The sequence below is a fragment of the Spirosoma endbachense genome (genome assembly GCF_010233585.1).
Classification (GTDB): domain Bacteria; phylum Bacteroidota; class Bacteroidia; order Cytophagales; family Spirosomataceae; genus Spirosoma; species Spirosoma endbachense.
Genome location: NZ_CP045997.1, coordinates 2,045,237 through 2,069,015, shown reverse-complemented (window position 1 = coordinate 2,069,015; position 23,779 = coordinate 2,045,237). Strand labels below are relative to the sequence as shown.

The window sequence follows — 23,779 nt, the reverse complement described above, 5'->3', positions numbered from 1 at the left end:
TACTAGTTGTGTTATTTTTATGATACCGTTGGTGTCTTTAATTTTGTAGCCAGAATCCCGGTAGCAGGTTTTCAACTTAGTTACCCGGAGCAAAAAACTTATTATAAAAGAAGGATATGAAAACGGTATTTGTCATCAACGGCGGTCAAAAGTTTGCTCATTCGGGTGGCGCATTTAACGAAACACTAACAGGCTGGACACTGGATTTCCTGCGCCAACACCCTGATTTTGACGTAAAAGTTACAAACATCAACGATGAATACGACCCACTTGAGGAAGTCAAAAAATATGTCTGGGCTGATATTGTGATTTATCATACGCCTGTCTGGTGGTTCCAGTTACCTTACCGAATGAAAGAATATCTTGACCGGGTATTTACAGCTGGTCATCAGCAGGGAATTTACACCAGTGATGGCCGTTCGCGTAAAAATCCAGCTGTAAACTATGGTACTGGTGGCACACTTCATGGTCGGCACTACATGCTTACCACAAGCTGGAATGCACCTAAGGAAGCGTTTACACTGCCAGGCGAATTTTTTAATCAAAAAAGCGTGGACGAAGGGGTCATGTTCGGTTTTCACCGAATGAATGCGTTCACGGGTATGGAGCCGCTGGAAAGTATTCACTTTCACGACGTTGAAAAAAATGTGAATATCGCTCGGGATAAACTGCTTTATAGGGCTCATCTGGAGAAAGTACTATTGGGCCAGTCCGTTGCTGCTGTGATTATAAACCTATAAGCCGGGCCGCTGGTGCGGTTTTTGAAACCTTATAGGTTTAAAGAGCACTAGATCAATGGGTCGTTACGGGGATTGATGAGCAGGAATTCGTGGCGATTTTATGCGTTAGAGAGTAAAGGTTTCCGGGAAATTGATTTATAGGTAGAAAGACTTCAGTTGAAGTAAAAATCAGTAACCGTCAATGCACGACAAAAAATCAACCCGTTTACTCTTCTTTCTAATCGTTTCCCTACTGATACAGGGGATACACGCTCAGTCGCTGCGACCACCTGCTTACCCGCTCGTGACGCACGATCCCTACTTCAGCGTCTGGAGTACCACCGATAAACTTACCGATTCGCCAACGCGCCACTGGACTGGTAAACCACAGTCGCTCGAAGGAATGATTCGGGTCGATGGAAAAGTATACCAGTTTCTGGGAGCCGTTCCGACCACCTACGCGCCAATTCTGCCAACTGCCGAACTGAAGCCTTATACCGCTTTATACACAACGACGAAACCCGGCGACGGTTGGGAAAAGCCCGGCTTCAATGCCAGCAGCTGGACATCGGCACCGGGTCCTTTCGGCGATACACCCGAAGCGCGAACCCGCTGGACAAACAGCGAATCCATGAAAGATGGAATCTACATCCGGCGTGAGTTCACCTATGATGGCAAGGCTGATCCAGCCAATTTGCTGTTGTCGATCAATCACGATGACGATGTAGAGGTGTATCTGAATGGCACCAAAATTTTGGCTAAACCGGATTACTTAAACGAATACGTAAACCTGCCCCTGTCGGCTGAAGGCCAAAAGGCTTTACAGGCTGGTAAAAATGTGCTGGCAATTCATTGTGTTAGTCCACGGGGTGGGTCGTTTATTGACGTAGGCATTGTCAATCCCATAAAATCCTCTGCCGTAACAGTGGCCACGCAAACGGCGGTAACGGTATCGGCTACCCAAACTGAATATACTTTTACCGCGGGGCCAGTCGGGCTGACCGTTAATTTTCTATCGCCACTGCTGCTCGACGAGCTCGAAGTGGCTTCCCGGCCTGTAACCTATGTGACGTTCAATGCGCAATCGAGCGACGGTAAGCCGCATTCGGTGCAGATTCTGTTCACCGAATCGGCCACAATGGCTACCAATACTGCCGGGCAGAACGTACTGACGAAAGCTGGCCAGGCTCCGGGGTTATCGTATCAAACGGTCGGCACACAGGACCAGCCGGTGCTGGCCCAAAAAGGTGATAACGTTCGTATCGATTGGGGCTATGCCTATCTGGCGGTGCCGCAACCATCGGCTAGCAGCCGTACCGGATCAGGAAAAGTAGCCGATCTTAAGCAGCTATTTTTCGACAAGGGCCAGCTTTCGGGAACCGCAGATAAAGCAATGGCCGAACCGGCACAGACAATGGCCGTAGCCGCTGTGCTTGATTTGGGCAGCGTAACCAAACCGATTGCCCGGCATTTGATGCTGGCCTACGATGATCTATACTCGGTTCAGTACTTTCAGCAGAATCTGCGGGCCTGGTGGAATCGCGACGGTAAAACAACCATGCCCGATTTACTGCAAACGGCGGAGAAAGACTATTCGCGGCTACGCCAGAAATGTACCGCCTTCGATGCCAAAGTACGTGCTGATGCCGAAAAAGCAGGTGGTAAGGAGTATGCTGATTTGTGCGTTCTGGCCTACCGGCAGGCTATTGCTGCCCATAAAATTGTGGCAGGTCCCAAAGGAGCAGGGAAGGAAGCGCCCGTTCTTTTCTTCTCGAAAGAGAATTTTTCCAATGGGTCAATTGGAACGGTGGACATAACCTACCCATCAGCTCCGTTACTTCTTCTCTACAACAATGAGTTGGCGAAGGGTCTGCTCCGGTTTATCTTCGATTATAGCGAGTCCGGGCGCTGGAAAAAGGATTTTCCGGCACATGATGTAGGCACTTATCCGCTGGCAAACGGGCAAACGTATGGCGAAGATATGCCCGTGGAAGAAGCCGGAAATATGATGATTCTGACAGCTGCCGTGGCTCAGGTTGACGGTAAGCCTGACTTCGCCCGTGAGCACTGGCCGACACTGACCAAATGGGTTGACTTTCTGAAACGCGATGGGTTCGATCCGACCAATCAGCTTTGTACCGATGATTTTGCCGGCCATCTGGCCCGTAATGCCAATTTATCGGCAAAAGCTATTGTCGGCATTGCCTGTTATGGTAAACTGGCCCGGATGATGGGTGATCAGAAAACGGCCGATGAGCATTTTGCACTGGCTCGCGAGCTGGCTCGCAAGTGGATGCAACTCGATGCGGATGGTGATCATTATGCGCTTACGTTCGACAAAACGGCGGGAAGCTGGAGCCAGAAGTATAACATCGTCTGGGATAAGTTGCTGGATCTGAACGTGTTTCCGGAGGAGGTGGCTAAAAAAGAGATTGCCTTTTATCTCAATCATCAGAATACATACGGACTGCCGCTGGACAGCCGGAAAACCTACACAAAATCGGACTGGATCATGTGGACCGCTACTCTGGCTGATTCAGATGCCGATTTCCAGGCCTTAATTAAGCCAGTCTGGAAGTTTGCCAACGAAACGCCAAGCCGTGTGCCGCTCACTGACTGGCACGAAACAACGAACGCCAAACAGGTTGGTTTTCAGGCTCGATCGGTGGTAGGGGGGTACTACATTAAGCTGCTACAGAAGCAGTTGAAAAAATAGAAATGGGTCCGTCGGTGCGCGAGCAAATAACACTCGGTCATGCTAACGCACCGAAGGCCCCATCTTTTTACGATCAATACGTTCCCTTATATCGGTGATCGTTCCGCTTTTGCCGGATCGGGTGAAGCGGAATCTGCAATCCGCCCGTCGATTCGAGCCAGTCGAATACCTGATTGCGCATGTCCTGGGCAATTTTCTGATGCTCTGAACTACGAATCAGGTTGTTAACTTCCTGCGGGTCGCTCTGTAGATCATACAGCTCATTCGCGTCCCAGACACCGTGGTTGAAAATATACTTATATCGCCCCGTTCTGACACCATACATGGTGGGCGTTTGCGGAAAATCAGCTTCCCAATAATACTCGTAGAAAGCCCGGTCGCGCCAGGGAATCGTTTGGCCTTTAAGCAATGGCAAAAATGAATTCCCCTGCATCTGCGCCGGTTTGGAAAGCCCTGCATATGCCATTAATGTAGGGGCAATATCTACATTCTGAATGACCTGATCCAGTTTTGTGCCGGGTTTGATGATGTCAGTGCAGCGTATCAGCAGCGGCACCCGCATCGATTCTTCATACATGTGTCGCTTGTCGATCAGACCGTGCTCGCCAAAGCTGAAACCGTTGTCACCCATGTAGACGATCAGGGTGTTTTCTAGCTGATTGTTCGCTTCCAGCCACTTTAGCACACGTCCAACGCTGTCGTCTACACCCATCAGCGTTTCACAATACTGCCGATAAAAATCGTTGAAGCCAATTTGCCCGTCGTACATATAATCGACCCCATGCCAGCTATACCGTTGGTTTTTCACCCAGGCAGGCATGTCGGCCATGTTGACTTTTAAGACACCCGTTTCCGGACTTTGAGTCGGTTTCGGCCCCCAGATTTTACTGGTATCTGTGGCCGTTAAATACATGCTCTGCGGATAATTGATTGGCATGTTGCGGTACATACCCCGGTGACGTTTGGCGGGCTGAAATTCGGCATGAACCGCTTTATGCGAGAGATAAAGGCAGAACGGCTTGTTCCTGTCGAGCGAACTGAGCCACTTCAGGGCATAATCGGTCAGTAAATCGCTGGTGTAGCTGCTGTCGGTATAACTAACCTGTTTTCCATTGATGTTGAAGGTTGGGTTATAATAAACGCCCTGCCCCTTGAAGCTGAGCCAATAATCGAAACCGGGCTGGGGTGCATCGTCGGTATTGCCCATATGCCATTTGCCCAGAAATGCCGTTTTGTAGCCTGCCTGTTTCAGGTAGTGCGGGAAGAATTTTAGGCCCGGCGTTAATGCCGCAAAGTTGTCGACCACCTTATGCGTATGCGCATACTGGCCTGTCAGAATGCTGGCCCGACTGGGCGAACAAAGGGCGGTACTTACAAACGCATTCCGAACATGGGCACCTTCATTGGCCAGCCGATCGAGGTTCGGCGTTTTCAATCCGGCGACTTTACCCGTAAACCCCATGAAATCGTAGCGGTGGTCATCGGCCAGTATGTAAATAATATTTTTTGGACGGGCCGCGTTCGGTCTGGCCACGCTCGATCGGGTGGGAGAATTGTCAAACTGGGGGCGAAATGAGGTCAGCAAGCCTAGAAAGACCAGCGTACTAAATCCACTTAACAGGAAGTACTTCATTCGTTTTTAACGTAATTTGGTTTGGGTGTTGCCTACGTGAAATCAACCATTTCGTTGTCAAATCAAGAAATGGTTGATTTAGCAAGCTGTTAAAAGGCTAAAGCTTAAAATAGCGGAGACTGGATTAGCTTGATGTTGACGCAAAAAGAAATGCTTAAACAGCTTCAATTTATAAATTTTGCCGTTTCAATTCGCTGACGGCAAAATTGGCCGCTCGGGCAGTTAGGGCCATAAATGTGAGCGATGGGTTTTGACAGGCTACAGAAGCAAACGAAGCTCCGTCGGTAACGAACACATTCTTAGCTGCCCAAAGCTGATTGTGGGCGTTGAGCATCGACGTTTTGGGATCGCGGCCCATTCGAACCCCACCCGTTTCATGAACAGCCATGCCGGGTATCGAATGATTATCGTACGTCGTAATATTTTTCAGTCCAGACGCTTCGAGCATTTCGGCGGCATCGTTCATCATGTCCTGACGCATACGCTCCTCATTTTCACGGAATTTTACGTCGAATGTGATCGTAGGTAACCCCCACTTGTCGAGCCGATTATGATTCAGCGTAATCGTGTTGTCTTCATAGGGTAAACATTCACCAAAGCCCATGATGCCCATCGTCCATGGCCCAGGCTGAGTCGCTCTTTCCTTCAGTGCTGCTCCGAAATTTCCTTCAACACTGGATGCTTCCGCAATCAGTCGCTGCCAGCCGGATCGGGAAGCTCCGCCCTGATAGCCAAAGCCCCGCAGGTACGTACGTTTGTCGGTGCCGATATTCCGATAGCGGGGAATATAGATGCCATTCGCCCGACGCCCGTAGTAGTATTTGTCATCGAACCCCATGTCATCGGCCTGTGCATTGGCCCCTACCTGAAAATGGTGGTCCATGATGTATTTTCCTAAGGTGCCACTTTCATTGCCGAACCCGTTTGGGAAACGGCTTGAAACGGAGTTAAGTAGAATAAAATTCGTGGCCATGGCCGACGCATTCAGAAAGATAATCCGGGCGTAATACTCGGTTGTCTGATTCGTTTTTGAATCGATGACCCGAACACCGGTAGCTTTCCCTTTTTTCTCGTCAAACAACACTTCCGATACAATACTATCCGTCCGAACCGTGAGCCGATCGGTTTTGCGGGCGGCTGGCAACGTAGCAGAAAGTGAACTGAAATAGCCCCCATATGGGCAACCTCTGGCGCAATGATTTCGGTACTGGCAGGGAGCGCGGCCGACCGAGGTATGGATCGGATTGGCTTTCGACAGGTTGGCGGTTCGGCCAATCGTCATCACGCGATTCATTTTGGTTTTCAGTTTTCCGCGAACGTGCTCCTCTACGCAGTTCAAATCCATAGGCGGCAAAAACTCACCATCGGGCAATTGAGCCAAACCCTCCTTATTGCCTGAAATACCGGCGAATGGTTCGACGTAGCTATACCAGGGAGCCAGATCCTTATACCGAATTGGCCAGTCGGTACCAAAGCCATCGCGAGCGTTAGCCTCGAAATCCATCTCGCTGAATCGATAGCTCTGTCGACCCCACATAATCGACTTACCGCCCAGTGTGTCAGGACGATACCAGAGAAATGGGTGTATTTCTTTGTAGGGCGCGTTTCGATTATCGAATACAAAATGGCCATTTTGTTCATTATAGCCAAGAACCCGAAAATCAGGGGCTGGGTTATCTTTTGGTAAAATCGTACGATCGCGATGGGCAAACTCCCAGGGGGCCTTCAGGGCGGTGTCGTAGCCTGTAATGTGCTGAAGGTCGCGCCCTCGTTCGAGCATCAGTACCCGCAATCCTTTCTGGGTGAGTTCTTTCGCGGCCCAGCCACCACTAATGCCCGAACCAACCACAATGGCATCGAACGTATTATTGAGTTGTGCTTTAAGATTAAGGTTCATAAGGGGTTCGGAAATCTCTAGTCGTGCTCAGGAGTTGGCCACAGCTAAAGCTAGTCTTTTTGGGAAACGGTTTACGTACTAAAAAGCCGATGCTGAACGATTATACCTACCCGATAAACTGAAGAGGCTATTTTAACTTTCCAGACAAGTCTCCTGCTGTCGTCAGGCCGAAACAAGTTCGACCCGACTTTGACTCAACAGAATCTCTTCCGAATAGAACGTTTAAACAGGTCGAAAGGAAAGCAGCTTTTGTCAATGATAACATTGATGAAAATTCCTCGTTGAGGAGTTTAGAAAACCCCGCTACTCATTTAGTACCCAGTTGTTCGGCCAGCCCGATGAGAAGTCCTTCGGGGCCGCGGATATAGCATAACCGGTACGAGGACTCGTACTGAACCACTTCGCCGACGAGCTCGGCGCCGATCTTGCGGAGCCTGTCGAGCAACTCGTCAATGTCCTCCACGGTGAACATGACGCGTAGGTAGCCGAGCGCATTCACAGGGGCGTTCCGGTGATCTGAGACAACAGGCGGAGTGAGAAATTGCGAAATCTCGAGTCGGCTGTGGCCATCGGGAGTGACCATCATCGCGATCTCGACGCTTTGAGTACCTAGTCCCGTGACGCGCCCGGCCCATTCTCCTTCGACCCTGGTACGCCCTTCGAGTTTCAGGCCAAGCTCGGCGAAAAAAAGGATGGTCTCATCGAGGGATTCTACCACGATGCCGACATTGTCCATTCGGAGTAATTTATTTTTTGTCATCGTTTTTTCTCCTTATGAATTAAAAGACATAAAGCCTTGTCCAGCTTTTAGTATCTACATGTAGTACGAAATTCCGTAAATTAAATTTCGTACTACATGTAGATGCTAAAAGCTGGACATACATAAGTGATCGATATAGTTTATCATAAACCAAGGCTGAATCAATTAGTGGCTACTTAGTGAAATACAGTCAGGCCTTTCGCTTCGAACCGTGCTACCATAACGGCGGAACGTGGTTACTAGTGATACGCAACCAAACTGTGGTAGGGCTTAAGACCTGACTGTAGATATAGAGCGAATCTTGTGAATTTAATGATGTGAATCACTGAATTTAGTCGACGACCAGACGCTGTGTAATCTGCGTTGTCTGACCATAAACCGTAAGCAAATAAGTGCCTGTACGCAGTTTATGGAGTGTTATCGACTGCTCACGACCAGCGAGAACAAGACTCTCCTGATGTACTGATCGACCCTGCTCATTGACAAGCTGAACGGTTAGTGTCTCGTTGACCGGGAAGTTGCTGAATGATAAATGCACAACTCCCTGATTGCCAGAAACCGGGTTTGGTGAAATCTGTACCGTTGGTTTTCCTTCCGGTTGTTCCGCAATCACCCGCGCCGACGATAACTTGACCAGTTGAAGGTTATCGATGTAGAATGGTGTACTGATCGAACCGCCCGTGTCCTGAATATACAGATCCTTCAGGGTGGCGGGGCTGTTGAGCGCCGATAGCGGAATCGAAACCAGAGCCCAGGTGTTGGCAGCGGGCTGGACTGTGTAGGTTTTGTAGTTGTCGTTAATCATAACGTCGAACCGTTTGCCAGTTGCGCTACCACCGTGTACCCAGAACTGGACGTGCGTGTAGGCTGCGAGATTGATCGCTGTTTCCGGATGCAGATACAAACCACCCCAGCCTGCCGTGTATTGTACGGCCAGTGACTTCGAGCCAGCTTTTACGGGCGTTCCGTTGGCATAATTACGCGTTGTGCTCCATGACCAGTCATACCATTGCGCTTTGAGCGCGTCATCGTAAATCAGATAACCGGTTGGAACAGGGTCAGGATCGGTCGTGCCGCCTGTTACGGTTACGCTGGTTGTGGCCGTACTGGCACATCCGGCCAGCGTAACGGTCAATGTGTATTGACCTGATGCAGCTGTCGTTACCGAAGAAATAGCCGGATTCTGAGTCGTTGAGGCAAAGCCATTCGGTCCATTCCATTGATAACCTGCTCCCGAACCCGCGTTGGCTGCTGTCAGATTCAGGGTCTGGCCTGCCGTTACCGGGCTGTTGCTGGAAGCCTGAGCTACTGGTAAGGGTTTAACCGTAACCGTGGTAGCTGCCGTATAAGAAACGCCATTGCTCACTACGGTTAGCTTATACGTTCCCGAAGCTAATGAGGACGCAGCAGGAATCGTTGGACTAATCGTAGAGGAAGTGAATCCATTCGGGCCGTTCCATTGGTACGTAGTACCCGCCTGAGCATTCGTTACGGTTGCCGACAGGTTCAGCGGTTGGGCGGTACAGATGGGGCTATTGCTTGACGCGCTGACGACAACCGAAGGGGGTGGGTTTTCGCCCTGCCCGGAGGCTAGCTGCAACTGGTCGATGTAATAGGCAGGCTGAGCCTGATTCGTTACATCCTGAATGAATATATCCCGGAGCGTTGCCGGATTGCCGAAAGCCGAGAACGGAACGGTGATTAATGTCCATTGGTTGGCTTTGGCGCTGAACTCATACGAGCCACTGCTGTTAATCACAACCTGCATTCGCTGGGTTCCACTGGTTCCGCCATGTACCCAGAATTTCAGGTATGGATAAGCGCTTAACGTAATTGGCGTCTCCGAATGTAGGTACAATGCGCCCCAACCGGCAGTATGCTGTACGGCCAGCGACTTCGCCTGACTATAGACCGGCGAGGTATTGTTGTAGTTGCGCGATGTGCTCCACGACCAGTCGGCCCAACCCGTTTGCAGGGCATCTTCGTAAATGATTTGCGAACCAGCACCGGGTCCGGGTGTTGTGCCCGTAACAGATACAACTGTTGTAGCCGTGCTGGTGCAACCACTTAAGCCGACCGTTACCGTATAGGTTCCTGATGCAGATGCCGTTACGTTTGCCACTGAAACGTTCTGACCGTTGCCCGAATAACCATTAGGACCTTGCCAGCTATACGTCGCTCCGGCACCTGCGTTGCCAGCCGTCAGCGTCAGGGTTTGCCCACCTGCGATGGGGCTATTGCTCGACGCCGAAGCGATTGGCAAGGCATTAACCGTAACAACAATACTAGCTGTTTTGGCCGCTTCTGTGCTGCTGGTCACGGTGAGAGAGTAGGTGTCGGATGCTGCCGTCGTTGCGTTCGGGATGCCTGGATTAGCAACAGTCGACGTAAACCCGTTCGGACCATTCCATTGAAAAGTGGCTCCGGCAGGAGCGCCATTGGCTACCAGGTTCAGCGTTTGTCCGGCACAGACTGGACTGTTGCTCGATATTGTCAGCGTGGCTGGTGGGGGCGTATCGGAGGGCGTCGTGAAATACGCGACCAGGAACGTATAGCCAGCCTGATTATAAATGGCCGGTTCGGTGATTTCCCAGGAGGGTTCCGGGTAAGACGTGTTCCAGTTCCGGTAGGCTTTCATTGCGGGCTGACCTTTGGGTGGAGAAGCCGTACCGCCATAATAGACATTCGGTCCGCCAACCACGTAGCCCGGTGGTGGCCCAAACTGAGATCCGGCACCATCATAACGGGCCGAACCATCCCGAAACCAACTGTGGTAGAACTCATCGACGCTGTTGTCGCCCCCGGCGTTGGCCTCCCGGCTTCCCATATTACTCAGATAAATCCATGACAATGGATTCCTGCCATGAAAGTAGTGAAGATACTCTTCGGCAATCTCTTTGTACAGAGCGTTCTTGGCGGGATTGACATTTAGATCGACGGCCAGAATCGGCAGCATTGCCCAGAGTGCTTTTTGCAGATTTGAGCCCCATGAATAATGCCCGGTCCACATAAAGCCCAGGTAGGGGTCATTCTTCTGGGTGTAATACGCTTCCACAGGCCAGTCCATTGTATTCTTGAACTTGTCTTTAATGGCCGAAACGATGGCTGGCGTAGAGCCGCTGGCTTTGGCATAAACATAGTAGGCACGATTCAATTCCCAGCAAAGCGACGCATCCAGATGGCCCGCCGAGAACGGATGAAACCCGTTTTCACTGGTGCCGCCGATATCGTTGTAATTAGCCTCAAAAAACGATTTGTATTTAGCCGTACCCGTTGTGGCGAATAGTTCGGCCGCTGCGGCAATCCGTCGTCTTTTGTCGTCATTTGAATCAGAACCGGCATCAGCTGCAGCCGTGCTGGCACCATCTTTTCCTGATGCGGGTTGCATGGTCGCATTGGCTTCGAGGTAAGCCCAGGCATTTTCAGCGGCTGTACGGAGTGTGCTGGCGTAGGCTGGATACTGACCGGCATACCCACTGTAAATCCGGGCCGCATGCGCCATGATAGCTGCGAAGGTGGCTGTCGACCAGGTGGTTACGGGTGTGTAGTAACGTGGCTGTGTATCGGTTGAGGGATCATCTGTGCCGTTGTCATAACTAGTTACGGTAACGCGATTATGAACCCCGCCATTGGCAGCCTGCATTCGCAGCATCCAGTCAAGTTCCCATTTAAGTTCATCGAGCAGATCCGGCACGCCATTGCCCGATTCCGGAATGCTGGTGTTGTCTGCGAATGCCAATGGGCGGAGTTCATAACCCACCATCAGATTCCAGAGCGTGTGGTTCAGAAACGGGATATACTTATTGTAATCGCCCGCATCATACCAGCCACCTGTCACGTTACGCTGCGTACCTGCCTGGGCAGAACCCGTATAGAGCAACGCGTTCGCATCTTGCATGTGAGCCGGGCCGTGTGTCCAGCTGCCGCCGTACTGCGCCGGAATTGATGTACCGGAACGCTGGTAATAGAACGTTCGTGTCGATGCTTTCAGGGCCGCAGCGTAGATATCGTCCCTCAGTTCGAAATCATACGACCGAAGGTTATTCGTAGGGTCATAAACGTAATAGGTCCCCGGCGTTGTCAGGCTCGAAAAATCACCATGCCACGCTTTATCGCCCGAATCTTCGTGCGTGCTACCGCCATTCCACTGGACCACTGCGCCCGTAAACACATCCACATTATCGGCTGATCGACGCACCTGAAACTGCCCGCCCGGTATGTAGGGTGTTCCGGCGTTCTGTCCGGTAATGGGATTCGCAAAGACAACCATTTTCTTCGCCGACAATCGCCACCCGAACTGATCGACAATAATCTGTTTACTGACCGACTGAGCCCTGACGGCTAGCGGACTTAACCAACCCGACAAAATCCAACTCAGGCAAAAGCCTACACCTAAACGGAAAAACCGTTTTGCTTTTTTCATACGCTTTACTGTTTTAGTTAAAAAATGAGCCAGCAAAGTAGATGAGACAGCCAACCTAAAGGAGTATGATTCGCCTGAAGCGTATATTTTGGGGAGTCGACTGTGTTTTTTTCTGCTTAAACAAATTGGAAAATGTTTACCAGAAGATATTGACTGGTGTTAATTTTAATTTTCTAGTTTGCTTTATGTGAAAAATTTAAACTTTTTGCCATCGCCAGTTTGAATGACCTACCTTCTGACTGATGGCTATTTTTCGGGTAGAAACGTTCCATTCGTCAGTTTTAAGAATACTATAGACGTTTTAACCCGACGCTACGAATGTTACGTATCCTTGTCGCCGTGCTGTGTCTGGCCGTAACGTCTACGGGACAGGCGCAGACCCTCAATCAGAAAGCCGCTGGTTATCGCGGAATCTGGTATTTCATCGGCCCTACCAACAATGAGTACGCTTATAAATACAGTGGTGGTTTAGGCACCTACCCCGCGAATCATTACCCGTTTTCGGTCTATGCCCCAGCTGTTCAGCGGACGTTTTTCTGTTATGGAGGTGTGACAGATTCTACTTCCCGTGATCTGTGCCATATGATCGGCTACTTCGACCATAAAACGGGCATGGTATCCCGCCCGACACTCCTGCTCAATAAAAAGACCGACGACGCCCACGATAATCCGGTGATTCAACTGGATGCTCAGGGATACATCTGGGTGTTTTCTACCTCACACGGCACCGAACGCCCGTCTTTTATCCACCGCAGCCGTAAACCATACGACATTAGTTCGTTTGAGCCAATAACGGCAACGCGGCAGGATGACGCCGGGAAACGCATTCCGTTCGACAACTTTTCGTACCTGCAAACGTATTACCAGCCGGGCCGGGGTTTCTTCAATCTGATGACACATTACGATCGTGGCGTTCTGATCTACGGGGCAAACAAACCCCGCCGAACAATCTCGTTCATTACCAGTCCCGATGGCGTTAACTGGTCGGCCTGGCAGGATATCGCGACTATTGAAGAAGGTCATTACCAATCCAGTGGGCAATGGAAGAATAAAGTGGGCAGTGCATTCAACTATCATCCCAATACCAAAGTTGGAGCGGGGCTGGACTATCGCACCAACATCTATTACGCGGAAACCGATGATTTTGGGAAAACCTGGCACACGGCTGACGGGAAGCCGCTTCGCCTGCCATTGGCAGAAATAGCCAATCCGGCCCTGGTGAAGGAGTATAAAAGTCTGGGATTAAACGCGTACATCAGCGATGTGAATTATGATGAGGTTGGCCGTCCAATAATTTTGTATATCACCAGCAAAGGCCCCGACCCCGGCCCTGCCAACGGACCACATGAATGGCATATTGCCCATTGGACCGGTAAAGAATGGGCCATTCATCGGGTGACTCAATCAGACCATAATTACGATATGGGCTCGCTTTATGTACAGGGGAAAACCTGGCAGATTATTGGGCCGGTCGAAGCGGGGCCACAGCCATACGGTACGGGTGGCAACCTGATCCTGCTGAAAAGCACAAATCAGGGACAGAGCTGGGCAACCATGAAAGCTATCACTAAAAACATGGTTCGCAATCAGACCTATCCACGGCGTCCGGTGGCAGCGCAGCCTGGTTTTTACGCGTTCTGGGCCGATGGAAACGCCCGAAAGCCATCAGCGTCCTACCTCTATTTCTGCAATCAGGACGGTCAGGTTTTTCAGCTACCCGCCGAGATGAAGACTGAGCTGGAGAAACCAATCCTGGTAAAATAAAAAGTTGCCGGGCAATACAGCGATTGAATCGCTGTATTGCCCGGCATTCTTATGTTCAGGAAGTAATCTACTAGTTGCCAACCATGAATACGGCATTGCCAAAGAGCAGTTTGCCATTGTACCAGAATCCCCGGAAAAGCGGATCATCGGCCAGATAGACGATGCTTCCGCGACCGTAATTCTGAACGCCCATCAGCAGCGTATTTTTTAGCTTGTCCTTTGCATTTTTACCCGAGAAGCCAGCTACATAATTGTCGGCCTTCAGGTAACCAACGTTCCAGCCATCTTTCAGGAAGTCGTAATTGAACGTGTTCTGCACCAGGGTGTAATAGCCGCCTGTCAGTCCGAAACCGAGTGGGTGCGTTGTGTCGATGTTAACGCGATAAATGCTGCCGGGCGTTTCATCTGAAATAGTTGCCCGTTCGCGGTTGCCATAGAGCTTAAGCGAGTCGGCCGGGTTGCTTTTCTCTTTTGCTTTGTCCTTGCCGCTTTTATCTTCTTTCTCTTTCAGATCAAACCCATCTTTTCCTGCCAGAAACGATGTAGCCCGCTCCAGAGCAATGAGTTTACCACCAGCCCGAATCCACTCTCTGATGGAAGACAGGTTCTTGTCGTTCAGAAAGCGAGCGTAATTGTAGTTCGTTGGCAGAATTAACACATCCAGTTTGCTCCACTCAACGTTCCCGAGCGTGTTCCCATCGATAAGCGAAATGGGGTAGCCCAACTCCTGATCGAAGAAGTGCCAAACCTCGCCCGCTGCCGGTGGAGGGGTCCCTTCGCCCACAACGAGGCCCACACGGGGTGCTTTTAGTCCCGTTACAAAATCAGACCCGAAGTCAGACCCTTTTGCTACGAAGCCGGTCTGGACCGGTGTAAGGTCGGCACCCGACTTGGTGGCTTCGGCCCGAACGAGGGCATCGAAACGATCGCCAAAGCGTTCATTTCCGGCGCGTGTTACAATGAGCGTTCCCGAGGGATACGTCTTGTTTTCTAATTCAAACGGTTTCTCGGCTGCTCTCACTCTGACTTTTTGCTTCAGCAAACCAGCGAGCAGTTGCACGGCCGGGAGCGACTGCCAGCGCACAACATAAGCATAGGGTTTCGTGATCGTTGTCGAAGCGGGCGCACTCGTTGCGGATTGAGAAGCGACGGGCGTTAATCGGGTTGTCAGGCCATAGGTTTGCAGACCGAAAGCATAAGGCAGCGACCAGGCCGTAATGTCATACGTTGCGGAGTCTTCCAGAGCTGAATTTGGTTCAAACAGAATTTTGAGCAACGTCGACTTTGACTGATAGGCGCTAATAACCATGTCTTCGGCAGCAATAGCAACCGATTTTTCGTTTTTCTGGCTTGTGTAATTGAATCCGGCTACTGTCTGTGCTTTGCCCGCATAGCCATACGTGATTTTATTGCGATCCAGAAGCTGTTGCAGTGATTTTAAGCGCCCGGCATCGCCATTGGATTTAATGAGGTAGCTTTTGTAAGGCCCGATAGGTGTGTTTCGCGATTTGTCGAAAAACTGGCCAAATTCTTTCACGACCTCCGCTGGACGATCGGCTACCGATTCAAGTGTGGCGATGCTGGCTACATAATGGTGGTCGATCCGTTGGCGAAGGGTCAGCGTATCGCCATCGTTTTTTTCAATAGCCAGACCAGCCCGTGAATTACCACCCTGTTCGTAGGTCATACCGATGGCCCCGTTGTAGGTTGGGTAGGTGTCGCCGTAACTGGGATAAAAGAGGTCAAAACGCTCGCGGGTGTAGTAGAGCCAGCCCTTCTGATCAAAATAGCGGCTGCAATATTGGCCAATGGTTTGCTGAAACTGCCGCTGAAACGGCGTAATATCTTCGTGATAGGGTTTGGCTGAAGGTGCGAAGTAATAGGGGCTTTCAACTCCCATTTCGTGAAAATCGCCGTGGAGGTGAGGCATCCATTGCTGATAGAGCGCCATGCGATGCTGTGTAATTTCCTGAGTTTGCCAGGCCCAGTCGCGGTTTGGGTCGAACAGGTAGTGCGTGTATCGACCACCTGGCCAGGGCTCAACGTGTTCACGGGCGAAGGGTGTCGGATCGGCGTACTGACCCATCATCTGATTGTACCAGTTCACATACCGGTCATGCCCATCCGGATTCAGGCCGGGGTCCAGAATGACAACCGTCGTGTTCATGATTTTCTGGGAAATCGGATCTGTTGTATTCAACAGCCGGTACAGGACTTCCATGAAAGCTTCGGAACTAACGGCTTCGTTGCCGTGAACGTTGTAGCTGAGCCACGCAATAGGCGGCTGAGTTGCCGTTGAGGGTTGCCCTTCGAGCATGCCAATGCGTTTGAGGTTGTTGGTTCGAATCTCGTCGAGACGAGCCAGGTTCGCTTCCGAAGCGATGGCAACGGCCATTAACTGACGGCCTTCATAGGTTGTACCATAGGGGAGGAGTTTGACACGGGAAGGCATCTGCCGGGCAACTTGCTCAGCATAAGCCAGAACGCGATGATGGGGTGTAAATCGTTCGCCAATTTTATAGCCGAGGAATTGAGCGGGCGAATCCAGTCGGGTGGATGAGGAGTTGGTCGTTTGCGATGAAGCCGACAGCGACGCGACCATAAGGCCCGCCAGCAGCAAAAGGTGTTTCATGAATCAGGTGAAAAAAAAATATAAAAGCTAACACCTTCAAAAATAGCAGTAAATCGGTCAAGAACGCTTTTTTTGAAAAAATTTTGAGGGTGACTATTGCATTATAAAAACATCGACTTACCTTTGCACCACGATTCGCCAACGCAGCGGCAAACAAGCTAAAACGTTGGGTCTTGGTCACAAGACGGCCGATTCGTCTAGCGGTTAGGACATCGCCCTTTCACGGCGGTAACACGGGTTCGATTCCCGTATCGGTCACTAACAATCACAACAGTTGTTGTACAAAAAGCCCTGAATACGTTGTTATTCAGGGCTTTTCTGTTTCTTTGGCATTCGGTGTACTACACGCTGTCCCTCCAAACTTCGTAAAGCGTTCCCGGATACCAAACCAACGACCCTCAGCACAGCATTGGCTCGTGCCAATAACTAAACAAGTGACGGGTTGGCCAGGAATTATTTCGTTTATTTAAGAAAGCGAAACCCTTAAGGACTCACGTGCTCAGGTAAGTTTGCTCACATTTGGCGAAACAATGGTATGGCAACGAAACGGGCAACTCCAATCCAAATCGGGAAAGAAGAATTCAAAAAAATTGGCTACCAGTTAATTGATGCCGTTGCCGATTTTTTTGACACCATTGAGGAAAAACCCGTGACCACTGGAGAGTCTCCCAAACAATTGCAAACAATTATTGGCACACAATCCATACCCGAAGAGGGAAAGTCTGTTGAAGAAATTCTTACTAAAACCACAGACTTACTATTCAACCATTCGCTCTTTAATGGCCATCCCAAATTTTTTGGCTATATCACGTCCTCTCCGGCACCAATCGGTGCATTAGCCGATTTGTTAGCTGCTGCAGTTAATCCTAATGTCGGTGCCAACAGCTTAAGCCCCATTGCCACTGAAATTGAAAAACAAACCGTGAAATGGCTGGCTGAATTAATTGGCGTTTCTCCCAGCTATGGAGGTCTACTGGTTAGTGGTGGTAATATGGCCAATTTTACCGCTTTTTTAGCGGCTCGAACGGCAAAAGCCCCTAAAACAATAAAAGAAGAGGGAATGGCTACTCTCGCTCAACAATTGACAGTCTATTGCTCAAAAACGACGCATACCTGGATCGACAAAGCGGCTGTTTTATTTGGCCTTGGTTCCAGTGCCATTCGCTGGATTCCGACTGATAGCCAGAACAAAATGGACAATGATGTTCTGGAACAAACCATTAAGGCGGACCTTGCCAATGCTTGTCAACCCATTATGGTTATCGGAACCGCCGGCGATGTTAGTACCGGTGCGGTAGATAATCTGAAGGGGATTGCTTCAATCTGCCAGGCATATGACCTGTGGTTTCATATAGATGGGGCTTATGGGATACCGGCGGCTGTGATTCCGAAACTGAACGATGTATTTGAAGGCATTCAGGCCGCCGATTCGATTGCCCTCGATCCGCACAAATGGCTCTATAGCCCATTGGAAGCCGGCTGTACGTTAGTAAAAAATCCCAACCACTTACTGGAGACCTACAGCTCTCATCCAGTCTATTATAATTTCAGTACGACCGACGAAGTGCCAGCTCTAAATTATTATGAATACGGCTTTCAGAATTCACGAGGTTTCCGGGCATTAAAAGTCTGGCTTACGTTACAACAGGTAGGGCGACGGGGTTATATCAAAATGATTGGTGAAGATATAGCCTTATCGAAGTTATTATTCGATCTGGCTAATAAGCATTCTGAAATCGAAGCCATTACGCAGAATTTAAGCATTACAACGTTTAGGTATGTTCCACTAGATTATAGACCTGCCACTCAAGAAGAGACGGGTTATCTGAACAGATTAAATGAATCCCTGCTGAACGAATTGCAACAGGGAGGTCAGGTATTTTTATCAAATGCCGTTATCAATGGCGTGTATTGCTTAAGGGCCTGTATTGTTAATTTTAGAACATCAAAAAAAGATATAGAGGAAATTATAGTGATCATCGTTGATGAAGGCCGAAAAATGCACAGCCAACTCCTGACGAAAATCGACTGATCCTAGTTAATCGCATCCCATTCCTGTACTGACTCCTATTTAGGCTTTACGATTTGGCAGAACTACTGGCTAAGGCGTAAAGCCGGGTGCATTTTTGAGACGTATTATCTTCTGTACAAATTCATGTTTTGACTACAACAACAAACGATTTGATTACATATCGTTCTTCGCAGCTGCGGAACTTTGTGGAAAAATAGAAAAATGAAAGTTGTAGTAACAGGTTCGTTAGGAAATATCAGCAAGCCACTGGCTAAGGAGTTAGTAGAAAAAGGGCATGCAGTTACGGTTATCAGCAGCAAACCAGAAAAGCAAAAAGCCATTGAAGCACTGGGTGTCACCGCAGCCATTGGTTCTTTGGACGATGTTGATTTCCTGGTGTCCACCTTTACAGGTGCCGATGCCGTTTATACGATGGTGCCGCCCAATTATGCCGTGCCTGACCTGAGAGCGTATTACCAGAAAATTGGCAATAGCTATGCGCAGGCCATCAGACAGGTGGGTATAAAGCGTGTGGTTAATCTCAGTAGTTACGGTGCAGATTTAGATAAGGGCACTGGATTCATCCTCGGTGCTTACGATGTAGAAGGCATACTAAATGAACTGTCGGACGTTGCCATTACGCACCTTCGCCCTACTTATTTTTATTACAACCTGTACATTTTTGTCGATATGATAAAAGAAGCGGGTTTTATTGGCGCGAATTACGGGGACGATGACAAACTTGTTATGGTTGCTCCAGTTGATATTGCCGCCGTCGCTGCCGAAGAACTGGTGATCTTGGATGCTGTACAGGCCATACGCTATGTAGCCAGCGATGATCTTACCGCCAGCGAAGTGGCTCATCGTTTAGGTGTCGCCATTGGCAAGCCAGCTCTAAAGTGGATCACCTTTACCGATGAGCAGGCCCAAAGTGGTTTCGAAGACAGAGGAATACCTGCCTATCTGGCCGCGAACTTTATCGATCTGGGGGCAAGTATTCATAGTGGCGCCATGCGACGTGATTATGACCTGAACAAACCAACGGCTATGGGCAATGTAAAGCTCGACGATTTTGCCCGAGAATTTGCGGCTGCTTTTCACAGGGGGTAATTGTCTTTGAATCATCAGAAACGGCATGACTGTTTCTGATGGTTTTATCAATGAAAGTGTATCTATAATCGTATAACATTCATTCGTTACTAATGAAAAGTATACAACCCCTCAGAATTAAGACCATAACCGACTATCATAAACTCATGGCTTTGCCAAAGCCGGAGCATCCATTGGTTAGCGTACTGAATTTTGAAGTGATCAAGCGTTTGTCGGGTGGTAAGCCGACAAGCATTATTCATGATTTTTATTCCATCGCGCTTAAACGAAATTTTAACGGCAAGATGAAATACGGTCAGCAGGAATATGATTTTGATGAGGGAATACTAATCTTCATTTCGCCCGGTCAGGTTTTTACAATTGAGGCAGATGAAGAGTTACAACATTCGGGCTGGTTGTTACTCGTTAATCCCGATTTTTTGTGGAATACACCCTTAGCCAAACTAATAAAGCAATACGAATATTTTAGTTATTCGGTACATGAAGCCCTGCACCTTTCAGAAAAAGAAGAAGCCATAATTACGGGGATTATAAAAAATATTGAACAGGAATATCATTCGCCCATCGATGGATTTAGTCAGGCCGTAATTATTGCACAGCTTGAATTAATACTGACGTATGCTGATCGATTTTATCATCGCCAATTCATAACCCGAAAAATTACGAACCATAAGCTCCTCAATCGACTGGAAGCTATTCTTGCCGACTATTTTACTAGTAATGATTTAGCGGAAAAAGGATTACCAACGGTTCAATACATTGCCGAATCGTTAAATGTATCGCCAAATTATCTGAGCGTATTGTTAAAAGTATTGACAGGTCAAAGTACCCAACAGCACATACACGATAAATTGATAGAAAAGGCAAAAGAAAAACTGTCGACTACCGATTTGACCGTAAGCGAAATTGCCTATGAATTAGGCTTTGAACATTCGCAGTCATTTAGCAGCTTATTCAAGAGCAAAACCAATTGTTCACCACTGGAGTTTCGAAATTCTTTTATTGGTCCCTCAATTCGTCAGTAAAGCACTCCGCGTATTGGCGGAACTGATGGAACGGGATAGCAGACTGATTATTTTCCCAGCAATTGTTTGCGGTGATTAATCCCCCAGCTATGTAGTTCCATCATGACCTTCTTCAGCGAACGGGAATAATCCGTAGCGATATATTCAATTAAAACAGGGTGATCATCATGAACGATTCGCTTGATTAACTGATGTTCTTCCATGTCTTTTAATTCTTTGGAAAGAACCTTGGGGTTGATTTTGGGAATGCTCGTCTGTATTTCCGTAAAACGCCGATTGCCATGCATAATTGACGTTAGAATCAATACTTTCCATTTGCCACTTATTACATCCAGCGCATCACGGATCGGAAGCATCTGTTCTAAACAATCGATATGCTTCGTTTTGCCCTCTGTTAAAATCATGCTGCTTACGTTCAGGTAACTGCTTACTTTTTGAAAGTAAAAGTAGAGACCTTTGACAGACCAATCAACTCCTACTTAACCAGTATGGTAAGCCAACAAAAAAACTCAAAAAATCGGCACATAGCCTTATGGGTCGTTCAGATACTACTTGCACTTTCCTTTATTGGATCGGGGCTTTTTAAATTGGTTACGCCTGTTTCTACGCTTGCCGACATGTGGCGCTGGGCGGGAGAATATCCGAACCTGCTTCGTTTCACGGCTGTACTCGATCTAGGTGGCGGTATTGGTATCGTTTTACCCGCCTTTATCCGTAAGCCAGGGTTAATTGTATGGGCAGCGTTGGGTTTAGCGATGCTTATGGTCTGCGCCATTGCCTTCCATTTGTCTCGTGGCGAGGCCGCCAATACACCGTTCAATTTTGTCATGCTGGCACTCGCCCTGTTCGTTTTCTGGGGGCGTCGTATGAGACGTTGGTAAAAACCTACTTTGATGAAGGGCTTTGGCCAAAAAACTGCTTGTAAGCAACTGAGAAATGGGAATAATCCTTAAAACCAACCTCCTGATTAACTAGATTTGGCAACTATAGGGTCTTACCTTTTTATCATTTTTGGTGCTATTTCGAGCATTTACGGTGTGTATACGGCCAGTCTATGGCTTCATTACAAGAACTCTTACAGCCCGCAGTGAAAATAATGCAAATGGACTTTTTAATACTATTAATAATTTAATTATATATATAAGTAAATTATATTTTTAAAATAGACCTGTATGATGTGTCCTGTCATTTTAATATATATATTTAAAAATACCAAATATATATAAATTTAATAGTAGTGACTTTTTGGGTGATTTTGTCCGGTAAAATGGTGATTTCAGACGGAAAGAGCCGTCTGACATTAGTCAATAAGTCAGTGAATCCCGTTTTTTACGGCGAAAGCCCCACGACAGTTTGGCGACCGGACGCGGGGCTTTACAGGAGTCTAATGTTTCACCATTAAACAAAACAAATATAATGAAAAAGTTTAGCGTCTTTAAACGGTCAAATTTCCTACAGTTACCTTTATTCTTAATTATGGTGCTACTGATCTCTTGTAACAAAGAGAACACGCTTAGGCTACCTAATAGAGGCACTAGTTTTAGTGTCAAAGAAGCCGAGACATGGTATAACTCTCAGTTTAAATCAAAAACGAGCTTATTCACCACGCTGGAACCAGAATGGAGCGGGGCCCTATTTAAAAAATCTAGCGATGATAAAGACTTCCTCATTGTCCCTTTTAAGGGCTCAGTCAATTTTAATGTAAAGGGTAGCTCTGTACAATCTCAGCAGCTTCATCTGCGTATTTTTAAAGATGAATTAAGTAAAAAATTTCAGGGGCGAATCGTTCAATTCACATCGAAGCTAGCAGCTGGAGATTGGTCTAGCTATACTATTACTGATTCTTTTTCAGGAAGAGTATTTTTCAGATCGATTAATGATGGGAAATTATTGTTTGGCTATCGTTATGATAAAGGCAAGGTTACTTTTCAAATTAACCCTACTAGTGCCAATGCAAAGCCAGCAGGTGAGGTTTGTAATTGCAGAATGCAATATTATTTCACTTGTTACTGCCAAAAACCGGGAACCCAATCGGGCCTTGCTGATGTGGCAGTTGTCGGGACATCCTATACGAATGATTGTAATGCTAATCCTCCTACCAGTAATGATGTAGGTACACCATGGATTACTCAGGAAGGCTATAGATGCGGCCATTGGGAGAATAATGGTGCAGAAATGTATAATGAGTGTTACTGGGTTCAAGATCCCGTTTCAGGCGATCCTGGGACAGGTGGTAGCGCAGATGTTGATAATCAGGTAACTAAACCTTGCGTTCGGAGTCAAGTAAATGGTATAATTAATGCTAATGTTAAAAATTACGTCCAGACTACGTTTAACGAAGTATTTAATAATACAAAAGGTCTCAATATGATGATCTTTCAGGAAGATAATGGATTGGGTAAGGCAGCTAGAACAGAAGTTACCTCTACTAATCCACTAACGATAATAATGCATGTGAATGCTAATTTTTTAGCGGATGCTTCTAAAGAGTATGCAACCATGACAATTTATCACGAATTGTTCATGGTATTTTAGATAGCCAAGGTAATTCCTTAAGCGAGTTTGATCAGCATGTTGATATGACTCAAAACTATGTTGACCATCTTGTCAATGCTACGAGGGCTTTATATCCTAATATTTCAGAGAATGACGCACGGGCTCTTGCTTTATTTCAATTTGGTGATGTTTATGGACGAACGCCTGATATTTACAATCAAGTTGCCGGTCGATACAATCTCACAGTTGATGATATTAGCAGGATTGGGAGTGGATATAGAAGGATCGGAGTTACCGATAACGAAAAGAAGGGAACAGTCTGTAATTAGAAAAAATAGAACCCATGAAAATCATACTCGCCTTGTTAATAGCATTTTCCTTTCGTTTGGGATATGCGCAACAGTCATCTCCTAACTACAGATTTGAGTATACAGGTGGGGAGTTTGCTGGAGAAATGGATCGATTTGAGACTGCTCGCTAAACTGTGTCACAGGTGAATGAAAGGAGTAAAACCTCTAACTTTCACTATCATGACTAACGAGTTCGATTTTGAAGCCTTTAAACAGGCAGCCATCAAAGGCCTTTATGAAGGC

Annotated in this window: 14 protein-coding genes and 1 tRNA gene; 9 read left to right on the top strand and 6 right to left on the bottom strand. The window is 48.0% G+C overall.

The genetic code is table 11. The features are described 5' to 3' along the window. The first annotated feature begins 116 nt into the window (after nucleotides 1-116). Both GJR95_RS08115 and GJR95_RS08110 read left to right on the top strand, forming a co-directional pair. The gene (locus GJR95_RS08115; RefSeq protein ID WP_162385401.1) at nucleotides 117-740 is read left to right on the top strand and encodes an NAD(P)H-dependent oxidoreductase; all 624 of its coding nucleotides are present in this window, start codon (nucleotides 117-119) and stop codon (nucleotides 738-740) included. A 181-nt stretch (nucleotides 741-921) separates the two neighbouring features. Next, nucleotides 922-3,435 carry a glutaminase family protein gene (locus GJR95_RS08110; RefSeq protein ID WP_162385400.1) on the top strand — a complete coding sequence of 838 codons (2,514 nt, stop codon included), beginning with the start codon at nucleotides 922-924 and terminating at the stop codon, nucleotides 3,433-3,435. A gap of 73 nt (nucleotides 3,436-3,508) precedes the next feature. Here GJR95_RS08110 and GJR95_RS08105 read toward each other — a convergent pair whose 3' ends face one another. From GJR95_RS08105 to GJR95_RS08090, 4 genes are all read right to left on the bottom strand, one after another. Beyond that, nucleotides 3,509-5,068 carry a sulfatase family protein gene (locus GJR95_RS08105; protein WP_162385399.1) on the bottom strand — a complete coding sequence of 520 codons (1,560 nt, stop codon included), beginning with the start codon at nucleotides 5,066-5,068 and terminating at the stop codon, nucleotides 3,509-3,511. 169 nt (nucleotides 5,069-5,237) lie between these two features. Continuing rightward, a complete protein-coding gene (locus GJR95_RS08100) occupies nucleotides 5,238-6,965 on the bottom strand; it encodes a GMC oxidoreductase (RefSeq protein WP_162385398.1) in 1,728 nt (575 codons plus the stop codon). A gap of 307 nt (nucleotides 6,966-7,272) precedes the next feature. Beyond that, nucleotides 7,273-7,701 (bottom strand): VOC family protein, encoded by a 429-nt coding sequence (locus tag GJR95_RS08095; RefSeq protein WP_232541118.1) that lies wholly within the window; start codon nucleotides 7,699-7,701, stop codon nucleotides 7,273-7,275. Nucleotides 7,702-8,056: 355 nt separating this feature from the next. Further along, complete coding sequence (locus tag GJR95_RS08090) at nucleotides 8,057-12,148, bottom strand: glycoside hydrolase family 9 protein (RefSeq protein ID WP_162385396.1); 4,092 nt, start codon at nucleotides 12,146-12,148, stop codon at nucleotides 8,057-8,059. Between the two features lie 318 nt (nucleotides 12,149-12,466). Here GJR95_RS08090 and GJR95_RS08085 point away from each other — a divergent pair, with 318 nt between their 5' ends. Then, the gene (locus GJR95_RS08085) at nucleotides 12,467-13,912 is read left to right on the top strand and encodes a BNR-4 repeat-containing protein (RefSeq protein WP_162385395.1); all 1,446 of its coding nucleotides are present in this window, start codon (nucleotides 12,467-12,469) and stop codon (nucleotides 13,910-13,912) included. Between the two features lie 70 nt (nucleotides 13,913-13,982). Here the strand turns inward: GJR95_RS08085 and GJR95_RS08080 are convergent, their stop codons facing one another. After that, nucleotides 13,983-16,544: a M14 metallopeptidase family protein gene (locus GJR95_RS08080; protein WP_162385394.1), complete on the bottom strand. Its 2,562-nt coding sequence runs from the start codon at nucleotides 16,542-16,544 to the stop codon at nucleotides 13,983-13,985. Between the two features lie 186 nt (nucleotides 16,545-16,730). Between GJR95_RS08080 and GJR95_RS08075 the strand changes: the two genes are divergently transcribed. The 4 genes from GJR95_RS08075 to GJR95_RS08060 all read left to right on the top strand — a co-directional run bounded on the left by GJR95_RS08075 (nucleotide 16,731) and on the right by GJR95_RS08060 (nucleotide 20,690). Continuing rightward, a tRNA-Glu gene (locus tag GJR95_RS08075) sits at nucleotides 16,731-16,802 on the top strand. Nucleotides 16,803-17,079: 277 nt separating this feature from the next. Further along, on the top strand, nucleotides 17,080-18,576 hold the full coding sequence (locus tag GJR95_RS08070) for a pyridoxal phosphate-dependent decarboxylase family protein (protein WP_162385393.1): 1,497 nt from the start codon (nucleotides 17,080-17,082) through the stop codon (nucleotides 18,574-18,576). Nucleotides 18,577-18,777: 201 nt separating this feature from the next. Then, on the top strand, nucleotides 18,778-19,665 hold the full coding sequence (locus GJR95_RS08065; protein ID WP_162385392.1) for an NmrA family NAD(P)-binding protein: 888 nt from the start codon (nucleotides 18,778-18,780) through the stop codon (nucleotides 19,663-19,665). 92 nt (nucleotides 19,666-19,757) lie between these two features. Next, the gene (locus GJR95_RS08060) at nucleotides 19,758-20,690 is read left to right on the top strand and encodes a helix-turn-helix domain-containing protein (RefSeq protein WP_162385391.1); all 933 of its coding nucleotides are present in this window, start codon (nucleotides 19,758-19,760) and stop codon (nucleotides 20,688-20,690) included. A 47-nt stretch (nucleotides 20,691-20,737) separates the two neighbouring features. Here GJR95_RS08060 and GJR95_RS08055 read toward each other — a convergent pair whose 3' ends face one another. Next, nucleotides 20,738-21,094: a winged helix-turn-helix transcriptional regulator gene (locus tag GJR95_RS08055; RefSeq protein WP_162385390.1), complete on the bottom strand. Its 357-nt coding sequence runs from the start codon at nucleotides 21,092-21,094 to the stop codon at nucleotides 20,738-20,740. A gap of 84 nt (nucleotides 21,095-21,178) precedes the next feature. Here GJR95_RS08055 and GJR95_RS08050 point away from each other — a divergent pair, with 84 nt between their 5' ends. Both GJR95_RS08050 and GJR95_RS08045 read left to right on the top strand, forming a co-directional pair. Then, nucleotides 21,179-21,571, top strand: a complete 393-nt coding sequence (locus tag GJR95_RS08050; protein WP_162385389.1) for a DoxX family protein — start codon at nucleotides 21,179-21,181, stop codon at nucleotides 21,569-21,571. A gap of 535 nt (nucleotides 21,572-22,106) precedes the next feature. Beyond that, on the top strand, nucleotides 22,107-23,225 hold the full coding sequence (locus GJR95_RS08045; RefSeq protein WP_162385388.1) for a hypothetical protein: 1,119 nt from the start codon (nucleotides 22,107-22,109) through the stop codon (nucleotides 23,223-23,225). Nucleotides 23,226-23,779: the final 554 nt, after the last annotated feature.

What these genes read in the sequence shown, in the direction of transcription:
- GJR95_RS08115 (WP_162385401.1), top strand. Translation starts at nt 117, where the DNA reads ATGAAAACGGTATTTGTCATCAACGGCGGTCAAAAGTTTGCTCATTCG.
- GJR95_RS08110 (WP_162385400.1), top strand. Translation starts at nt 922, where the DNA reads ATGCACGACAAAAAATCAACCCGTTTACTCTTCTTTCTAATCGTTTCC.
- GJR95_RS08105 (WP_162385399.1), bottom strand. Translation starts at nt 5,068, where the DNA reads ATGAAGTACTTCCTGTTAAGTGGATTTAGTACGCTGGTCTTTCTAGGC.
- GJR95_RS08100 (WP_162385398.1), bottom strand. Translation starts at nt 6,965, where the DNA reads ATGAACCTTAATCTTAAAGCACAACTCAATAATACGTTCGATGCCATT.
- GJR95_RS08095 (WP_232541118.1), bottom strand. Translation starts at nt 7,701, where the DNA reads ATGGACAATGTCGGCATCGTGGTAGAATCCCTCGATGAGACCATCCTT.
- GJR95_RS08090 (WP_162385396.1), bottom strand. Translation starts at nt 12,148, where the DNA reads ATGAAAAAAGCAAAACGGTTTTTCCGTTTAGGTGTAGGCTTTTGCCTG.
- GJR95_RS08085 (WP_162385395.1), top strand. Translation starts at nt 12,467, where the DNA reads ATGTTACGTATCCTTGTCGCCGTGCTGTGTCTGGCCGTAACGTCTACG.
- GJR95_RS08080 (WP_162385394.1), bottom strand. Translation starts at nt 16,544, where the DNA reads ATGAAACACCTTTTGCTGCTGGCGGGCCTTATGGTCGCGTCGCTGTCG.
- GJR95_RS08070 (WP_162385393.1), top strand. Translation starts at nt 17,080, where the DNA reads ATGGCAACGAAACGGGCAACTCCAATCCAAATCGGGAAAGAAGAATTC.
- GJR95_RS08065 (WP_162385392.1), top strand. Translation starts at nt 18,778, where the DNA reads ATGAAAGTTGTAGTAACAGGTTCGTTAGGAAATATCAGCAAGCCACTG.
- GJR95_RS08060 (WP_162385391.1), top strand. Translation starts at nt 19,758, where the DNA reads ATGAAAAGTATACAACCCCTCAGAATTAAGACCATAACCGACTATCAT.
- GJR95_RS08055 (WP_162385390.1), bottom strand. Translation starts at nt 21,094, where the DNA reads ATGATTTTAACAGAGGGCAAAACGAAGCATATCGATTGTTTAGAACAG.
- GJR95_RS08050 (WP_162385389.1), top strand. Translation starts at nt 21,179, where the DNA reads ATGGTAAGCCAACAAAAAAACTCAAAAAATCGGCACATAGCCTTATGG.
- GJR95_RS08045 (WP_162385388.1), top strand. Translation starts at nt 22,107, where the DNA reads ATGAAAAAGTTTAGCGTCTTTAAACGGTCAAATTTCCTACAGTTACCT.